This window comes from Methylomonas sp. Kb3, from assembly GCF_002834115.1.
Taxonomy (GTDB): domain Bacteria; phylum Pseudomonadota; class Gammaproteobacteria; order Methylococcales; family Methylomonadaceae; genus Methylomonas; species Methylomonas defluvii.
The window spans coordinates 1-17,093 of record NZ_PIZT01000068.1; the positions used below are offsets into that span (position 1 = coordinate 1).

A 17,093-nucleotide genomic window follows, 5' to 3' on the forward strand; every position below is an offset into this window, starting at 1 on the left:
CAGGTTGCCATGTGAAAGTAGGTCATCGCCAAGCTCTTAAACCAAAAGCCCCGCTAGCTATAGCGGGGCTTTTTTTTGACTAAAAATCACCCCGCTGCTGCTCTCTTCTCTTTTGCGGATTTACTGTTACCAGACAACACCTCTATAGCTAAATTACAAAGTAGTTTTCTATAATTGCGTCAGAAGTGTTTTTAAAGATGCTAAATCGAAAGCGCCGATTTTGTGCATGATGATCACGCCCTGTTTGTCTATTAAAAACATCGTTGGGGTCAATTGCACATCACCAAAAGCATGTACAAGACTACCATCTATATCAAGAGCAACTTGATAAGGAAGCTGACGTTCTTTGGCTAATGTTTGCACGCGGCTAGGCGGGTCGTATGGCATTGCCACAGCAATGATTTTCAGGCCTTGCTGATGCAATGCAATCAAATCCGGAATTTCCTCAAGACAGCTAGGGCAGTCGGTTGCCCAAAATGTTATCAATACGGGCTTGCCTTTCAGCTCGGCAATTGCCAGTCGTTCGCCTGTCAATGTTGTAAAAACGGCGTTGGGGGCGAAACTTTTAGTGTAAGTCAGCCACCAGGCGATTGCGCCAAGTAAACAGATCACCGATAGGACGCCAAGCGCCGATTTTATTCTCATAAGTAATAGACTTTGGTTGTTTGTCGGGAACGCGCATTACGGCGATTATAGCAAAGCTGCTAAAATGCCGGTTTTATCCAATAATCCAGTCATGGCGATGAAAAAGATACTGATTTCAGACAAGCTTGCGGAAGACGGCATTAATTTCTTGAATGTCCAGGACGGTATACAGATACATATCCAAACCGGCTTAAATGAAGACGAGTTGTGTGAGATTATTCCGGAGTTCGACGCCTTATTGATTCGCAGCGATACTCAGGTGACAGCTAAAGTTTTAAAAGCTGCGACTCGCCTGAAGGTGGTTGGGCGTGCCGGCATAGGGGTCGATAATGTTGACTTAAATGCCGCTACTGAACAAGGCGTTATCGTAATGAATACGCCTGATGCCAATGCCACCACGACCGCGGAACTCGCTATCGCGCATATGTTTTCCTTGAGTCGCAATCTACCGTTTGCCAATCAATCGGTCAGAGACGGCAAATGGGAGCGCTCTAAGTTGATGGGCGCCGAAATTGCTCATAAAACTCTGGCAGTGCTGGGTTTTGGTACTATCGGCCGGATAGTCGCGCAACGCGGCAACGGTTTGGGCATGCGCGTGATCGCTTATGATCCGTTTGTAGCGCCGGATGTTTTTGCCATACATGGCGCGGAAATGGTTGATTTGGAGGCTTTGGTTAAACAAGCCGACTATTTGACTCTGCATTGCCCTTTGCTGGAAAAAACCAAAAACATTATCGGCCGGGAACAATTGGCGATGATGAAAAAATCTGCACGGTTGATCAATTGCGCGCGCGGCGGCTTGGTTGACGAATCGGCATTATATGATGCTTTGAAAGACGGCCGGATCGCTGGTGCCGCGCTGGACGTTTATGAGCAAGAGCCCCCCAAGGATTCGCCATTGCTTACACTGGATAATGTGGTATTTACGCCGCATTTGGGCGCTTCGACCAAAGAAGCGCAAGTGGCGGTGAGTGTCGAAATTGCCCGCCAGGCGGTTAAATATTTGCAAACCGGCGAAGCTGTTAATGCTTTGAATCTCCCTAAGTTGTCGGCAGAAGAGCTATCCAAGGCTCAACCATTTATGAACCTTGCTAATATTCTCGGTAAGGTTTTAGTAGGGTTGATCGATCAACCGATTCAAAAATTGGAAGTTGCGGTTTATGGAAAGGCTGCTGAGGTAAAAATTCGGCCGATTTCCGCAGAGGCGATGGTCGGTTTGTTGGGGGGGCAGCTTTCCACGCCGGTTAACCGCGTCAATGTTGAGAACATTGCCAAACGCCAAGGTATAACGCTAATTGAGTCCCAGACCGAGGAATCGGAAGGCTATCAGTCTCTAATCAAAATTACCGGGCACTGCACCGATAAGTCGGTATCTCTGGCGGGAACGTTGTTAGGAAATCAACATCCACGCTTGGTCAGTATCAATCATTTCGAAATTGAAGTGGTGCCGGAAGGCGCGTTACTGATCACTCGCCACGATGATAAGCCGGGCGTGATTGCGGCGATTAGCTCGATCTTGGGCGTTGCCAATATCAATATTACCCGCATGCAAGTCAGTATCGCCGACGAACATCAATTGGCGATGATGGTCATCAGCATCTCTGATCCCTTAAATGAGCAAGTATTGAAATCGGTTTGCGAGGTGCCTGCGGTGCACACAGCAAGGCAGATCGCGTTATGAGTTTTGAAGTTGTTTGTTTCGATTGCGACAGTACGCTGAGCCGGGTCGAAGGTATCGATGAATTGGCTAGGCGTAACGGTTTATTCGAACAGGTTGCGGCGTTAACCGATGCAGCTATGAACGGCGAATTGGCCCTTGAGGATGTCTACGCGAACCGGTTGGATTTGATCAAACCCGACCAAGCCGCGATAAACTGGTTGGCCGAGTTGTATATTGCCGAAATGGTTGACGGTGTCAGCGACACAATTAAAACCCTGCAAGCCAATAATAAGCTGATCCACATCATAAGCGGCGGCTTGCGGCAGGCGATACTACCTTTGGCGGAGCAACTGGGCATACCGGAAGCGCATGTGCATGCGGTTGATGTGCTGTTTGACGAAGACGGTAATTACCAGGATTTTGCCCGACACTCGCCGTTGGCCGTCAGTGGCGGCAAAGCCAGGATTTGTCGCCGACTGAGGATGCATCATTCGTCCTTGGTTATGATAGGCGACGGCAAGACCGATCTGGAAGCTAAATTGGCCGGTGCTTATATGATAGGTTTCGGCGGTGTCGTCCGCAGACCCTTGGTGGAAGAGCAAGCGGATAGCTACGTCTCGGATGCTTCGTTAGCAGCTATATTGCCGCTAGTATTGTAAGCAAGGGTCGATAAGCCGGCGGGACGATGGTAAAATTTCCAAATTTTTAGCAGATTCAGAGAGATAGAATGGCTGGGCATAGTAAGTGGGCTAACATCAAGCATCGTAAAGGCGCGCAGGACGCAAAACGCGGCAAGATTTTTACCAAACTGATTCGCGAGATTACCGTGGCCGCAAAAGGATCGGGTGGTGGTGATCCTGCCAATAACCCGAGTTTGCGTACCGCTATCGATAAAGCGCTTGGCGCTAACATGAAGCGCGATACCATCGACAACACCATCAAAAAGGCCATCGGTGCGGTTGATGGCGTGGTTTACGAAGAGGTGCGATACGAAGGTTACGGTCCTGGCGGCACGGCGGTGATGGTGAATTGCTTAACCGATAATCGCAATCGTACCGTTGCAGATGTAAGGCACGCATTCTCCAAGGCTGGCGGCAACTTGGGCACGGACGGTTCGGTGGCTTATATGTTTCGCAAGGTCGGCATTATCAGCTACGCCAACGGCGTCGATGAAGACGCAGTGATGGAAGCCGCGATGGAGGCCGGCGCCGAGGACGTGGTCACCAACGACGATGGTTCTATCGACGTGTTTACCACCCCTGAAGACTATATGACCGTCAAGGAAGCTATGCTTGCTGCGGGCTTCGAGCCGGAAAACGCCGAAGTGACGATGCATGCCGACGTTAAGACTGAATTGGATAGCGAATCCGCCGAAAAAATGCTGAAGTTGATCGACCGTTTGGAAGATCTGGACGATGTGCAGGACGTTTACTCGAATGCCGACATCAGCGATGACATCATGGCTGCGCTCGATGCCTAATCACACCGCAAAATTACTCGCACCAATACACTGTTGACCAGAATTTTAGGTATAGATCCCGGCTCGCGCATCACCGGATACGGTGTGGTGGAGTCGACATCGCGCGGTATTCGCTACGTAGCGAGCGGCTGCATTCGTATCAAATCCGACGAATTTCCCGAGCGCTTGAAGCAGATTTTTGATGGTGTTAGCCAGGTGATTGAGTTGTACCGTCCTGAGCAAATGGCCATAGAGCAAGTGTTTATGCACAAGAATGCCGATTCTGCCCTGAAGCTAGGGCAAGCGCGCGGCGCTGCGATTTGCGCCACCTTAAATCGAGATCTGCCGGTTTTCGAATATGCGGCTAGGCAAGTTAAACAGGCCTTGGTAGGCAAGGGCAATGCCGATAAGCAGCAAGTGCAGCATATGGTGAAAATTTTGTTGAGCATTCAAGGTGACATGCAGATCGATGCTAGCGATGCATTGGCGATTGGCCTGTGTCATAGCCACTATCAGGAGACCGCGATGCGTTTGCAGAAGGCGATTTCATGATCGGTTTTTTATGCGGTAAATTGATTTACAAAGCTCCTCCGCAACTGTTGTTGGACGTACACGGTGTCGGTTACGAAATCGAAGCGCCGATGAATACCTTTTACGACCTGCCGGCATTGGGTGAAGTAGTTAAGCTACATACGCATCTCGTGGTTCGCGAGGACGCGCATATCCTGTTCGGTTTTGCCACAGAAAGCGAACGCATGCTGTTCAGAACCCTGATCAAAGTCAATGGTGTCGGCCCCAAGCTGGCGTTGACTGTTCTGTCCGGGCAAAGTACCGAAGAATTCTATCGTTGCGTCCATGATAACGATGTAAAAGGTTTGGTGCGCTTGCCGGGCGTCGGCCAAAAAACCGCCGAACGCTTGATTATCGAAATGCGTGGTCGTTTACCGGAACTAAACAAACTATCGGCAGCTAGTGATAGCCCAAGTTCGCTTCCCGGTTTGGCAGCAAGTCCTAAGCAGGAGGCGATTAGCGCGCTGTGTGCCCTGGGTTATAAGCCACCGGACGCGGCGCGGATGGTGGAAGCGGTTGCTACAGACGATAAAAGCTGCGAGGACATTATTCGTCTGGCGCTGCGCGGTGCGGTTAAATGATCGAAAGCGACAGATTGGTTACCGCGCACGGTAATCATGACGAAGAGCGAGTGGACCGAGCTATTCGCCCCAAGCGCTTGAAAGACTATGTCGGGCAAAAAGAACTGCGCGAGCAGATGGAAATCTTTATCCAGGCGGCGGTAACGCGCTCTGAAGCGTTGGATCATGTGTTGATTTTCGGCCCGCCGGGTTTGGGGAAAACCACGCTGGCCAACATCGTGGCTGCGGAGATGAATGTCAACATTCGTCAAACCTCGGGTCCGGTGCTGGATAAAGCCGGCGATTTGGCGGCTTTGCTGACCAATCTACAAGCCCATGATGTGTTATTCATCGACGAAATCCATAGGCTCAGCCCGGCAGTGGAAGAGGTGCTGTATCCGGCTATGGAAGACTACCAAATTGATATTATAATAGGCGAAGGCCCGGCAGCCCGCTCGATTAAGCTGGATTTGCCGCCATTTACGCTGATAGGCGCGACGACCCGAGCCGGTTTGTTGACATCGCCTTTACGCGACCGTTTCGGTATCGTCCAACGCCTTGAGTTTTACACCGTTGAGGAACTGGCCAGTATCGTCAGTCGGTCGGCGACACTGTTGAATATAGGCATGGATAGCGGCGGGGCGGACGAGATTGCTTGTCGCTCGCGCGGTACGCCGAGGATTGCCAACCGGTTGTTGCGCAGGGTTCGCGACTTTGCCGAAGTCAAAGGCAACGGCACCGTGACTCGCGATATTGCTAGGCGGGCATTGGAGATGCTGAAAATCGATCAGCAAGGTTTCGATATGCTGGACCGTAAACTGTTGACGGCCATGATAGAGCATTTTCAAGGCGGTCCGGTTGGCCTGGATACGCTGGCTGCGGTAATCAGCGAGGAACGTGGCACGGTCGAAGACGTGTTGGAACCTTATTTACTGCAGCAGGGTTTTATTATGCGTACCCCCAGGGGGCGAGTGGTCACTCATAAGGCATACAGTCATTTTGGCTTGCCCGCACCCAGGCAGCAAATCGGTAGCGATGACATCTTTGATATTTAATAATTCGTTAAGAGACGAATGAAAGAATTTAACTGGCCGGTACGAGTATATTACGAAGATACCGATGCGGGCGGTGTAGTGTTTTACGCGAATTATTTGAAGTTTTTTGAACGGGCCAGAACCGAAATGCTGCGTAGTGTAGGTTTTGAGCAGGATAATCTTCTAGCTGAACAAAATCTGATTTTTGTAGTCCGTTCCGTGAAAGTAGACTATTTAAAACCTGCCCGCTTCAACGAACTGTTGGACGTTAGTGCAAAAGTTATAGAGTACAAAAAAACTAATTTTACCTTTGAACAAGCGATCACTCGGCAACAAGATACTTTATGCACGGGTGAAATCCGGATTGCCTGTCTTGATGCGCAAAGCATGAAGCCCAAACTTATTCCCTCTGCTATTTTGGAACATTTAAACTAATGAATACCGATTTATCCATCCTGACGCTGGTCAAAGAAGCCAGTATCGTCGTGCAGTTTGTTATGTTCATTCTGTTATCGGCATCGGTTGCGTCCTGGACCTTCATCTTCTCCAAACGGAAAGAATTGAAACAGGCCATAGCCATTACCGACGATTTCGAAGAGGAGTTTTGGTCTGGCGTCGGTTTGGCCGAGTTGTATAAAAAGATGTCCAGCGACCGGTTCGAGCCGGAAGGTATCGAAAAAATCTTTCTAGCCGGCTACCGCGAGTTCGCACGGATGCGCCAGAAAGGCGATGTCGAACCCTCTGTCCAGGTCGAAAGTGCGCAACGGGCCATGCGTATCGAATTGTCCCGCGAGTTGGATAGGTTGGACGAGACTTTGCCGTTTTTGGCGACAGTCGGTTCGACCAGTCCGTATATCGGTTTGTTTGGCACTGTCTGGGGCATCATGAACTCGTTCCGCGCTTTGGGCGAAATTAAAAATGCTACCTTGGCGAATGTCGCTCCAGGTATTTCAGAAGCGTTAATTGCCACCGCGATTGGTTTGTTCGCGGCGATTCCAGCGGTAATTGCCTATAACCGCTTCTCTACCCGTTTGGATCGCTTGGCCGGCCGTTACGAGTTATTCGTCGACGAGTTCGTGGTATTACTACAAAGACAGGCGCACAGCAAATGAATGTGGGCGGCAGCAATCGCAGATCGCGAAAAAAACGCGGGGTAATGGCCGAAATCAACGTCGTACCCTATATCGACGTTACCTTCGTGCTGTTGATGATATTCATGATTACCGCGCCGCTGGTGCAAACCGGTGTCGATGTCGAGTTGCCGCAAGCCGAGGCTGAGTCTGTGGATTTACAAGATCAGGTGCCGGTGATCGTTTCCATCAAAAAGGACGGCAGTTTATACGTCGATATTGGCAACGGCGATGAAGAAGCCGATACGCCTGTCGATGTCGATACGGTTAAAACCAGAGTCGCGGCGGTTTTCAGAAATAATCCCAAAGCCCAGCTCTACGTGCGTGGCGACCATGAAGTGGATTACGGTAGCATCGTCAAAGTGATGGTGGAACTGAAGAAAACCGGCGCCCCCAAAGTGGGCTTGATGACCGCGCCGCCGCCTGACAGCAAATAATCACCACCATGAAAAGTTTTAAACCTTCGCTCGCGCAGGCGATAGCGCTACATATTCTGATTGTGTTGTTGTTCAGTTTCAGTTTTCTCACCGAGACTGACGACGCGCAAATGTCGCCGCCCGCGGACATTATTGAAGCGACTGTACTGGACGGCGCGGAAATCGATGCGGAAGCCGAGCGCTTAAAGCAGAACGAAACAAACAAGCAGCAAGCCGAGAAACAGCATCAAGAGCAACTGGAAAACGCCAGAAAAGCCGAAGAGCAGTTGTTGCAGCAAGCTAAAAAGCAACGTGTGCTTGAAGAGCAAAAAATTCAGGAAGCCGCCGAAAAGCGCAAGCAGGAAGCATTAGAAGAAAAGAAGATGCAGGAACAGCTCGCTGCGAAGCGTAAGGAAGAGGAAAAAAAGTTAGAGGAGGCCAAGGAACGGCAAGCTCTCGAACAGAAAAAAGCCAAGGAAGCCGCGGAAAAGCAGAAACAGGTCGAACTGGACAAACAAAAGGAAGCAGCGGAAAAGCAGAAGCAAGCCGAACTGGAAAAACAGAAGGAGTTGGCGGAAAAACAAAGGGAAGTAGAGAAACAGAAATTGCTGGAAAAGCAAAAACAACAGGAAATGGAGCGCGAAGCCAAGTTGAAGGAACAAAAACTGGCGGAGGAAGCGCGCGAGAAACAGCAGGAAGCCGAAATCAAAAAGCTGGAGCAGGAAAAGAAGTTGCAGGAACAAAAAGCTCTGGAGCAGCAAAAAAAGCTGCAGGAGCAAAAGAACGAGGAAGCCAAGCGCCAAGAACAAGCAAAACAAGTGGAAGCCAAGGCCAAAGCGGAAAAGGAAAAGCAGTTAGCTGACGAAAAAGCCAAGGCCGAGAAGGAGAAACAGGCGGCGCTTAATGCGGAAAAAGCCAAGCAAGCTGCAGAAGCCGAGGCCAGGGCCAAAGCCGAAAAGGATAAACAACTCGCCGCCGAAAAAGCGGAGAAGGAACGCCAAGCCAAAATAGCGGCGGAAAAAGCTGAAAAGGAACGCATGGCTGCCGAAGCGGAAGCCAAAGCCAAGGCTGAAAAAGAACGTCAGGCCAAGCTGGCTGCGGAAAAGGCAGAGAAGGCTGAGAAAGAAAGACTTGCTGCGGAAGCGGCGGCAAAAGCCAAAGCAGAACAAGAGCGCCAAGCTGCGATAGCGGCGGCTGAAAAAGCGGAAAAAGAACGCCAGGCTGCGGAAGCCGCCGCGGCGGCTGCGGCAAAAGCGGCATCGGATAAGCAAGCAGTCGATTCTGCCAAACAGATGATAGCGCGCAAAGTGGAAGGGGCCTGGACGCGGCCGATCAACGCAACGCAAGGCTTGAGATGCACAATTCAGGTAAAATTGCTGGCTAGCGGCGATGTGATGGATGCGGTGGTGATTGGTAGCAGCGGCGATCCGATTTTTGACCGTTCGGCGGAGAATGCAGTGAGAAAAGCCTCGCCTTTGCCGGTACCGCAAGATAGAAATTTATTTAATCAGGAATTTAGAGTTTTTACCTTCGTGTTTAAACCGGAATAATCAGTAAAACGGAAACGAGAGAATGATGTTAATCACAAGAATGTTAGTCGGCGGCATTTTGGCTGGGATGTTTACAGTGGCGCAGGCGGCCGGTTTAACCATAGAAATTACCAAAGGTTCGCAAACTGCGGTGCCTATCGCCATCGTGCCGTTTGCTCAACAAGGTTCTATCGGCAATGTTAAATTGTCCGATGTGATCAGTTCTGATTTGGGTGGCAGCGGGTTTTTCAAAACCTTGTCCGAGGACGATATGCTGACCAAGCCCAGCGAACCCGAGCGGGTTAACTTCAAGGATTGGCAGGTACTGGGCCAAGACTATATGGCGATAGGCCAAGTGGTCGGCAATGGGGGCAGCTACAACATCCAGTTTCATTTGTTTAATGTGCATAACGGCCAGTTATTGATGGGTTACCGTTTGACGGCCGGTGCCAACGAATTGCGTCGTGCCGCGCATCACATCAGTGATCTGATTTACGAAAAACTGACCGGCCGCAAAGGCGCATTCAATACCCGGATTGCTTATGTCACCAGCGTGCGCCGCGGCAATGGCAAGCAGTTCATGCTGCAAGTGGCCGATGCCGACGGCTACAATCCGCGAACGATTGCCGAATCCCCGGAACCAATCATGGCACCGGCTTGGTCTCCTGACGGCAGCAAAATCGCTTATGTATCCTTCCACACCAAACGTTCGGAAATCTGGGTGCAGACTTTGGCGACGGGACAACGTGAAAGCGTTTCCTCTTATCCGGGCATCAACGGTGCGCCGGCTTTTTCACCGGACGGTAGTCGTCTGGCGGTTACGCTTTCAAAGGACGGCAGTCCCGATATTTACGTTTTGAACTTGGGTAGCCGCTCTTTGACGCGCTTGACCAACAGTTTATCTATCGATACCGAGCCGACCTGGTCGCCGGATGGCAGCTCTATCTTGTTTACGTCTGATCAAGGCGGCAAACCGCAGCTTTATTTGATGCCAGCTTCGGGGGGTAAAGCTAGCCGGGTTACATTCCAAGGCGACTATAACGCCAGAGGCCGTTTTTCCGCCGATGGCAGAAGCCTGGCGATGGTAACGGGTAGTGGCGGTGGCTATAAGATTGCGGTTATGGACATGGCCTCGCGCACTGTGAACGTGCTAACCGAGGGTAATCTTGACGAATCGCCCAGTTTTGCGCCTAATGGCAGCATGGTCTTGTTTGCCGCGAATCGCGGCGGGCGCTCGGCCTTATCGGTGGTGTCTACCGATGGCGCGATGCAACAGAAATTGGCCTTCGAGAGTGGCGAGGTCCGTGAACCGGCCTGGGCACCTTGATTGCAAGCGCGATAGCCCTCACACTATCGCTACCTGAGTTTTACTTAATATTTGGAGAAAATTGATGAGATTTAACAAAACCTATTTGGCTTTGGCCATGACTGCGATTTTGGTAACAACAGGCTGTAGCTCAACCGAAGAAGAAGGTTTGGCCGATTCTACCCAAGGTACCGATGCGTCTACCAGCGGTTACAATGACGGTTCCATGTCCGGCAGCCAATTCGGTTCAGGCAATGGCAGCAGCTTTGGCTCCGGTTCCGGCGCGAACCTGGGTCCTGAATTTAGCGACCCTAACAATCCATTGTCCAAACAGGTGATTTATTTTGAATTGGATAGCAGCCAAGTCAAACAAGACTACGTACCTGTTGTTGCGGCGCATGCCCGTTATTTGGCTTCACACCCAAACCAGCACGTGATTCTATCCGGTCATGCCGACGAGCGTGGTTCCAGTGAATACAACATCGCACTGGGCGAGCAACGGGCCAAATCGGTGGAAAGAATGATGCGCTCGCAAGGCGTTACTGCCGGCCAATTGGAAGTGGTGAGCTACGGTGAAGAAAAGCCCGCTGTTTCCGGTCATGACGAGTCGGCGTGGCAACAAAATCGCCGCGTGGAAGTTGGCTATCAATGAGTAAGCGTGCGCTTCTGATACTGAGTCTCGGTTTTGGCTTAACTGCCGGAGCTGATGCTGCGCCTAACGGTGCGGGTTACCCGGCTGGGAATGCTTATGCACAGCCGGCCGCCACTGACAATGCTATTTTTGAAGTGTTGGGTAGATTGGAGCAGTTACAGTCGGAAGTGCAGCAATTGCGCGGCATGGTCGAGGAGCAATCCCAGACCATCGCCGATTTGCAAAGAAAACAAAGCAATATGTACTCCGATCTGGATGATCGGATGCAGGCGCTTACCGCGGGCGGGCAAACGCCGCCGAGTCAAACGCCTGCGCCAATTCCTGCAGATACTGCTGCGGCTGGACAATCGCCGGTTACAGCGGCTCAACCCGCTACGCCAGCGGCCCCGGTCGCACCAGCTCCGGCGCCAGTTGCAGCTGCGACACCAGCTCCGGTTGCGTCGGTAGTGGACAATAAGCCGACCGCGACGGCGGCACAAGGCAACGAAAAGGAAAGGTATCAATCGGCTTACGACACTTTGCGTAACGGCCACAATGCCCAAGCCATCAAAATGTTTCAGGATTTGCTGAAAGATTTTCCGGCCGGCGAGTTTGCCGACAATTCTCAGTATTGGTTGGCGGAGGCGTATAAGATCAATCGGGAATTCGATGCGGCGCGAGGCGCGTTCAATAAGGTGGTCAGCCAATATCCCAATAGTTCTAAAGTGCCGGATGCCTTGCTGAAATTGGGTTATATCGAATTCGATCTGCAAAACGCCGCAAAAGCTCGCGATTATCTGACGCGGGTGACGACCAGCTATCCAGGCACCACTGCCGCTCATTTGGCGGAAAAAAAGCTGGCGCAAATGCCGCAATAAATTGGCGTTGGGATGGAGCAAACGCTACGTATTACCGAAATATTCTATTCACTACAGGGTGAAGCGAATACGGTGGGGTTACCCACCGTATTTATTCGCTTGACCGGCTGTCCCTTGCGCTGTTCCTATTGCGATACCGCATATGCGTTTACTGGCGGCGAAAAACTCAGCATCGACGACATTCTCCTGCAAGTTAGCCGTTACAACACCCGCTATGTGACGGTGACCGGCGGCGAACCTCTAGCGCAACCGGGCTGCAACCCTTTAATGGTTAGACTGCTCGATACTGGTTACCAGGTTTCGCTGGAAACCAGCGGTGCCTTAGATGTATCGATGGTTGATAGTCGGGTCAGTAAAGTCATGGATCTGAAGACGCCGAGTTCCGGAGAGCTTGAGCGCAATCGATATGACAATATCCAGTATTTAACGTCCCACGATCAAGTCAAATTCGTGATTGCCGATGCTGCCGATTACCAATGGGCCAAGCAGCAACTTGAGTTGTATCGCTTAGTTGAACATTGCCAAGTACTATTTTCACCGGTGATGGATGTGATGTCGCCGACCGAGCTGGCAGAGCGTATTTTGGCCGACCAACTGCAGGTTCGGTTTCAAATTCAATTACATAAATTTCTTTGGAACGACGCGCGTGGAAAATAGCAGCAGTTCCAGGCCGGCCATCATTTTATTGTCCGGCGGTCTGGATTCTATAACGGTCTTGGCACTTGCCAAGCAACAAGGGTTTACTTGCTACGCCCTGAGTTTCGATTACGGCCAGCGCCACAATGCTGAATTGGAAGCGTCGAGGAGGATTGCCAAGCATTACCAGGTCGCCGACCATAAGATTATCAATCTCGGCTTGAGCGCAATAGGCGGTTCCGCGTTGACAGACGCTCGGATCGATGTGCCGACTTCACCGCAAGCCGGTATTCCAGTAACGTATGTGCCTGCCAGAAATACTATATTCCTGGCATTTGCCCTGGGTTGGGCGGAAGTGGTGAACGCTCACGACGTATTCATCGGCGTGAATGCCGTCGATTATTCCGGTTACCCCGATTGTCGGCCGGAATTTATCAAAGCTTTTCAAGATATGGCCAACCTGGGCACCAAAGCCGGGGTGGAGGGCCATAAAATTCAAATTCACACGCCGCTGATAGCACTGAGTAAAGCCGAAATTATTCGACAAGGTCTGGCGCTTGGCGTCGATTATGCCGATACCGTTTCCTGTTATTCAGCGGATATCAAAGGCAGAGCCTGCGGTGTGTGCGATGCCTGCAGATTGCGGGCGGCCGGTTTCCAAAATCTGGGTGTGACCGATCCAACTCATTATCGACCTAAATAACCGGGGTTGACGCGCATTTATTGGAAACTCAAATAGCACGGGGATTTATTTGTCGGCTAAGCTATAAATAAATTTATCGTCGATCTGAGGGTCTTTCAGTATGCAAGTCAATCAAACCAAGTCCCAATTTGTCGCCGTGGCTTCCATAGCCGCCGAATTGAGCGCGGTGATGGAAGTGGCCAAGGAAATTTCTCTCGCGGCAGCCAATGCCAAAGCGATTGCTTTCCGCGCCGGTGAAAAGGCCAAGGGCTTCCAACCCATCACGGACTTCATAAACGAATTGGCTAAGGATACGATCGAATTGGTCAATAACATCAACGAATACGCATTCCATCTTTATCGTCTGACAGTCAATGAACAGCGCATGACCGAAGCATGCAGACGCTTCGAGAAAGTGGGGCAGTTGGCTGTCGGCGCTAGATATGCCGATTCCTTAGCCACCCCATTGCAGGAAGTCAGGTTAAGAACGCAGATTTGTCATCGAGAGTTTATTATCCAGGTTTCGGAATTACTGATTAAGTTGGCGGATGTGATGCATCCGGCTAGGGCGGCTCGGGTGATTGCTGCCAACTCCCGGATAGAAGCTTCGCAAGCGGGAGAGTATCTGCAAAGTCTGCAAGCGGTCGCTGAAAGCGTCGATAACGCCGCGCAAATAATCAACGACAAAGTACATAAATGCCGGAGTGCATTGACGATTATAAACGTCGCCGAATAGCGCACCCATCAAACCCAGTATGGCCAAGAGGTACAGTTAGCATGAGAATGACCAAAATTTATGAGGGCGCCTATCAATGGATAATGTTTGGCCGCGATGCGCATAAGCCCGAGAAAATCATTGATACCAACCAATATATGGTAAGGACGGCCAATCGCTGCCTTTTGATCGATCCCGGCGGCATAGAGCTGTTTGCGCCAATGCTGGCGGCGGTATTACACCATGCGCCGGTCGAGGAAATTACTGATTTGTTCGCCTCGCATCAAGATCCAGACATCATTTCATCTTTGGGTTTATGGGATCAAGCGCTGCCCAATGCCAAGCTGCATGCCTCAGCATTATGGGAAGGTTTTTTAAGGCACTTCGGCTGCGAAACTATCGAATATGTACCGATTCCCGACCATGGCGGAGTCATCAATCTCGGTACTACCGAATTGCAGATTGTTCCAGCTCACTATCTGCATGCCTCCGCTAATTTCCATATTTATGATCCACACGCCAAAATCCTGATGTCCGGCGATGTCGGTGCAGCTTTGGAGCCGCCTGGAACGCCAGTATTTGTGGACAACTTCGATATGCACGTCGATAAAATGCGTTTTTTCCATCAGCGTTGGATGCCCTCTAATCAAGCTAAACGAGCCTGGATTGACCGAGTCAGGAAGTTGGATATCGACATACTGGCTCCGCAACATGGTCGGATGTTCAAAGGCGATGATGTGAAGCGTTTTCTGGATTGGTTCGAGGCCCTACAAGTGGGGATTGCCGTATAAAACAAGCATTTGCCGAAAATTGGGTTTATAATCCGGCCATTACGAGCCCCCGTCGCGAGACGGGGGTTTTTTGTTAGTGAGAGTAGTTGAGGTATCTCATCAAGCATGGCGCAAAAACTTTATATACAGACTAACGGCTGTCAAATGAACGAATACGATTCCGATAAGATGCGGGACGTATTGATCGCATCGCACGGCATGGAATTGACCGACATTCCGGAACAAGCCGATGTGTTGTTACTAAACACTTGTTCGATCCGCGAAAAAGCTCAGGAAAAGGTATTTTCCGCCGTGGGGCGCTGGAAAAAAATCAAAGATAAACGTCCCGGTGTGATTATTGGTGTTGGTGGCTGCGTAGCCAGCCAGGAAGGTGCGGCCCTGCAAAAGCGCGCGCCGTATGTAGACATTGTGTTTGGTCCGCAAACCCTGCACCGCTTGCCTGAGTTGTTAAATCAAGCGCGTAGCGGCGGTAAACATGTCGTAGATATTTCTTTCCCCGAAATCGAAAAATTCGATAATTTACCGGAACCGCGTGCGGAAGGGCCCAAGGCTTATGTATCGGTGATGGAAGGTTGCAGTAAGTACTGTACCTATTGCGTAGTGCCTTACACCCGCGGAGAAGAAGTCAGCCGGCCGCTGAACGATGTGATTGCTGAAATCGAAACGCTGGCTAGACAAGGTGTGCGCGAGATCAATCTGCTCGGTCAAAACGTTAATGCTTATCGCGGCGCGATGGAAGATGGCGATGTGGCTAGTTTTGCGCTGTTGTTGCATTGCGTTGCCGCTGTCGATGGTATAGACCGTATTCGTTTCACGACATCGCATCCTTTAGAATTCACTGACGATATTATCGAAGCGTTTGCCGAGATTCCGCAGTTGGTCAATCATTTGCATCTGCCCGTGCAAAGCGGTAGCAACCGCATTTTGGCGGAAATGAAGCGAGGTCATAGACGCGAAGACTATCTGGAAATCATGCGGAAGATGAAAGCGGTGCGGCCAGGCATCAGTTTGTCGTCGGATTTTATCGTCGGCTTTCCCGGCGAAACCGATGAAGATTTTGAAGATACCATGGCCTTGATCGAAGAAGTCGGTTACGACCTGTCTTACAGTTTTATCTTCAGTGCCAGACCCGGTACGCCGGCAGCCAACTTTGCCGACGATGTCAGTATGGCGGTTAAGGAACAGCGCTTGAAACGCTTGAAAGACCGCCTGAACGAAATGTTCATGGCTATTTCGGAGTCGATGATCGGTAGCGTGCAAAGTGTGTTGGTGGAGGGCATCTCCAAGAAAAACCCACTGCATCTGACAGGCCGTACCGAAAATAACCGCGCCGTCAATTTTGCCGGGCATCCGCGCTTGATCGGGCAGTTCGTCGACGTGTATATTGCCGAAGCCTTGCCCAATTCGTTACGGGGTCGCCTGGTGGAATCGTCCATCGAAAAAATCAAGCAGACCGCCTAGTGTTGACCGCCGGCCATTTTTCTCAAGAAATTACCCTGTTACCCGCCGATGCGCAACGCCTGTCCAATTTTTGCGGACAGTTGGATGCGCATATCCGCCAAATCGAGCAACGCTTACAGGTGGAGATCGCCAATCGCAGCAATCATTTCAAGGTCACGGGTGTCGATGCTGCGGTCAAAGCGGCTTGTGCGGTGATTCAGAAATTGTTCGAATTGACCGAGCGGGAAGAAATCACTCCGGAGCAAGTGCATTTGAGTTTGCAGGATGCCAGTATCGACCAGTTACTACAGGCTGCGCCGAGCGTGAAATCGGAGCCGGTGGCGATTAAAACCAAGCGCGGTGTAATCAAGGGTCGCGGTTTTAATCAGCAGGACTATTTGCGCAAGATCATTTCGCATGACATTAATTTCGGTGTCGGTCCCGCTGGTACCGGTAAAACCTATCTGGCGGTCGCGTGTGCGGTTGATGCGTTGCAAAACGAGACCGTGCGGCGGATTATTTTGGTACGGCCGGCGGTGGAAGCGGGCGAGAAGTTAGGTTTCCTTCCAGGCGATATGGCGCAGAAAGTCGATCCCTATTTGCGGCCCTTGTACGATGCTCTATACGACATGTTGGGCTTCGAGCGCGTCGAAAAATTGCTGGAAAAAAATGTCATCGAAGTGGCGCCGTTAGCCTTCATGCGCGGTAGAACCTTGAACGACTCGTTTATTATTCTGGATGAGGCGCAAAACACGACGGTGGAACAAATCAAGATGTTTCTGACCCGGATCGGTTTCGGTTCCACTGCCGTCATTACTGGCGATGTCACGCAAATCGATTTGCCCAACGAAAAAATGTCCGGTCTGAAACATGTGTTGAAAGTACTTAAGGATGTGGACGGTATCAGTTTTACCTTTTTCGGCGTGCGCGATGTGGTCCGGCATCCGTTGGTGCAGCGCATCGTCGCAGCCTACGAGCACTACGAAAAAGAGCACATGCCCTCGGCGTAGT

20 protein-coding genes are annotated in these 17,093 nt (G+C 50.9%); 19 read left to right on the forward strand and 1 reads right to left on the reverse strand.

Annotated elements, in window-relative coordinates; translation table 11 throughout:
- Positions 1-168: 168 nt before the first annotated feature.
- Positions 169-645 (reverse strand): TlpA disulfide reductase family protein, encoded by a 477-nt coding sequence (locus CWO84_RS18865; RefSeq protein WP_033158325.1) that lies wholly within the window; start codon positions 643-645, stop codon positions 169-171.
- A gap of 97 nt (positions 646-742) precedes the next feature.
- Here CWO84_RS18865 and serA point away from each other — a divergent pair, with 97 nt between their 5' ends.
- The 19 genes from serA to CWO84_RS18960 all read left to right on the forward strand — a co-directional run bounded on the left by serA (position 743) and on the right by CWO84_RS18960 (position 17,092).
- Positions 743-2,326, forward strand: coding sequence for a phosphoglycerate dehydrogenase (serA, locus tag CWO84_RS18870; protein WP_033158461.1), 1,584 nt, complete (start codon positions 743-745; stop codon positions 2,324-2,326).
- Entirely contained in the window at positions 2,323-2,964 is a 642-nt protein-coding gene (locus CWO84_RS18875; protein WP_033158326.1) for an HAD-IB family phosphatase, read from the forward strand. The genes serA and CWO84_RS18875 overlap by 4 nt, the downstream gene beginning before the upstream one ends.
- Before the next feature lie 68 nt (positions 2,965-3,032).
- Positions 3,033-3,785, forward strand: a complete 753-nt coding sequence (locus CWO84_RS18880) for a YebC/PmpR family DNA-binding transcriptional regulator (RefSeq protein ID WP_033158327.1) — start codon at positions 3,033-3,035, stop codon at positions 3,783-3,785.
- Between the two features lie 33 nt (positions 3,786-3,818).
- Entirely contained in the window at positions 3,819-4,316 is a 498-nt protein-coding gene (gene ruvC, locus CWO84_RS18885; RefSeq protein ID WP_033158328.1) for a crossover junction endodeoxyribonuclease RuvC, read from the forward strand.
- Entirely contained in the window at positions 4,313-4,915 is a 603-nt protein-coding gene (ruvA, locus tag CWO84_RS18890; RefSeq protein ID WP_101054547.1) for a Holliday junction branch migration protein RuvA, read from the forward strand. The genes ruvC and ruvA overlap by 4 nt, the downstream gene beginning before the upstream one ends.
- Positions 4,915-5,949, forward strand: coding sequence for a Holliday junction branch migration DNA helicase RuvB (gene ruvB, locus CWO84_RS18895; RefSeq protein ID WP_201799056.1), 1,035 nt, complete (start codon positions 4,915-4,917; stop codon positions 5,947-5,949). The genes ruvA and ruvB overlap by 1 nt, the downstream gene beginning before the upstream one ends.
- Positions 5,950-5,967: 18 nt before the next feature.
- Positions 5,968-6,363: a tol-pal system-associated acyl-CoA thioesterase gene (gene ybgC / locus CWO84_RS18900; protein ID WP_033158331.1), complete on the forward strand. Its 396-nt coding sequence runs from the start codon at positions 5,968-5,970 to the stop codon at positions 6,361-6,363.
- On the forward strand, positions 6,363-7,040 hold the full coding sequence (gene tolQ / locus CWO84_RS18905; protein ID WP_020483188.1) for a protein TolQ: 678 nt from the start codon (positions 6,363-6,365) through the stop codon (positions 7,038-7,040). The genes ybgC and tolQ overlap by 1 nt, the downstream gene beginning before the upstream one ends.
- Before the next feature lie 44 nt (positions 7,041-7,084).
- Positions 7,085-7,495: a protein TolR gene (tolR, locus tag CWO84_RS18910; protein ID WP_225587463.1), complete on the forward strand. Its 411-nt coding sequence runs from the start codon at positions 7,085-7,087 to the stop codon at positions 7,493-7,495.
- An 8-nt stretch (positions 7,496-7,503) separates the two neighbouring features.
- The gene (gene tolA, locus CWO84_RS18915) at positions 7,504-9,024 is read left to right on the forward strand and encodes a cell envelope integrity protein TolA (RefSeq protein WP_101054550.1); all 1,521 of its coding nucleotides are present in this window, start codon (positions 7,504-7,506) and stop codon (positions 9,022-9,024) included.
- 40 nt (positions 9,025-9,064) lie between these two features.
- Positions 9,065-10,330 (forward strand): Tol-Pal system beta propeller repeat protein TolB, encoded by a 1,266-nt coding sequence (tolB, locus tag CWO84_RS18920; protein WP_225893123.1) that lies wholly within the window; start codon positions 9,065-9,067, stop codon positions 10,328-10,330.
- A gap of 64 nt (positions 10,331-10,394) precedes the next feature.
- A complete protein-coding gene (pal, locus tag CWO84_RS18925; RefSeq protein ID WP_033158334.1) occupies positions 10,395-10,961 on the forward strand; it encodes a peptidoglycan-associated lipoprotein Pal in 567 nt (188 codons plus the stop codon).
- Positions 10,958-11,818: a tol-pal system protein YbgF gene (gene ybgF / locus CWO84_RS18930; protein WP_033158335.1), complete on the forward strand. Its 861-nt coding sequence runs from the start codon at positions 10,958-10,960 to the stop codon at positions 11,816-11,818. Before pal ends, ybgF begins: the two co-directional genes overlap by 4 nt.
- A gap of 12 nt (positions 11,819-11,830) precedes the next feature.
- Positions 11,831-12,475 carry a 7-carboxy-7-deazaguanine synthase QueE gene (gene queE / locus CWO84_RS18935; RefSeq protein WP_101054552.1) on the forward strand — a complete coding sequence of 215 codons (645 nt, stop codon included), beginning with the start codon at positions 11,831-11,833 and terminating at the stop codon, positions 12,473-12,475.
- Positions 12,465-13,157: a 7-cyano-7-deazaguanine synthase QueC gene (gene queC / locus CWO84_RS18940; RefSeq protein ID WP_033158337.1), complete on the forward strand. Its 693-nt coding sequence runs from the start codon at positions 12,465-12,467 to the stop codon at positions 13,155-13,157. Before queE ends, queC begins: the two co-directional genes overlap by 11 nt.
- Before the next feature lie 100 nt (positions 13,158-13,257).
- Positions 13,258-13,872 carry a hypothetical protein gene (locus CWO84_RS18945; protein ID WP_033158338.1) on the forward strand — a complete coding sequence of 205 codons (615 nt, stop codon included), beginning with the start codon at positions 13,258-13,260 and terminating at the stop codon, positions 13,870-13,872.
- A 41-nt stretch (positions 13,873-13,913) separates the two neighbouring features.
- On the forward strand, positions 13,914-14,642 hold the full coding sequence (locus CWO84_RS18950) for an MBL fold metallo-hydrolase (RefSeq protein WP_033158339.1): 729 nt from the start codon (positions 13,914-13,916) through the stop codon (positions 14,640-14,642).
- A 105-nt stretch (positions 14,643-14,747) separates the two neighbouring features.
- On the forward strand, positions 14,748-16,103 hold the full coding sequence (gene miaB, locus CWO84_RS18955; protein WP_101054555.1) for a tRNA (N6-isopentenyl adenosine(37)-C2)-methylthiotransferase MiaB: 1,356 nt from the start codon (positions 14,748-14,750) through the stop codon (positions 16,101-16,103).
- A complete protein-coding gene (locus tag CWO84_RS18960) occupies positions 16,103-17,092 on the forward strand; it encodes a PhoH family protein (RefSeq protein ID WP_101054558.1) in 990 nt (329 codons plus the stop codon). The genes miaB and CWO84_RS18960 overlap by 1 nt, the downstream gene beginning before the upstream one ends.
- Position 17,093 lies beyond the last annotated feature (1 nt).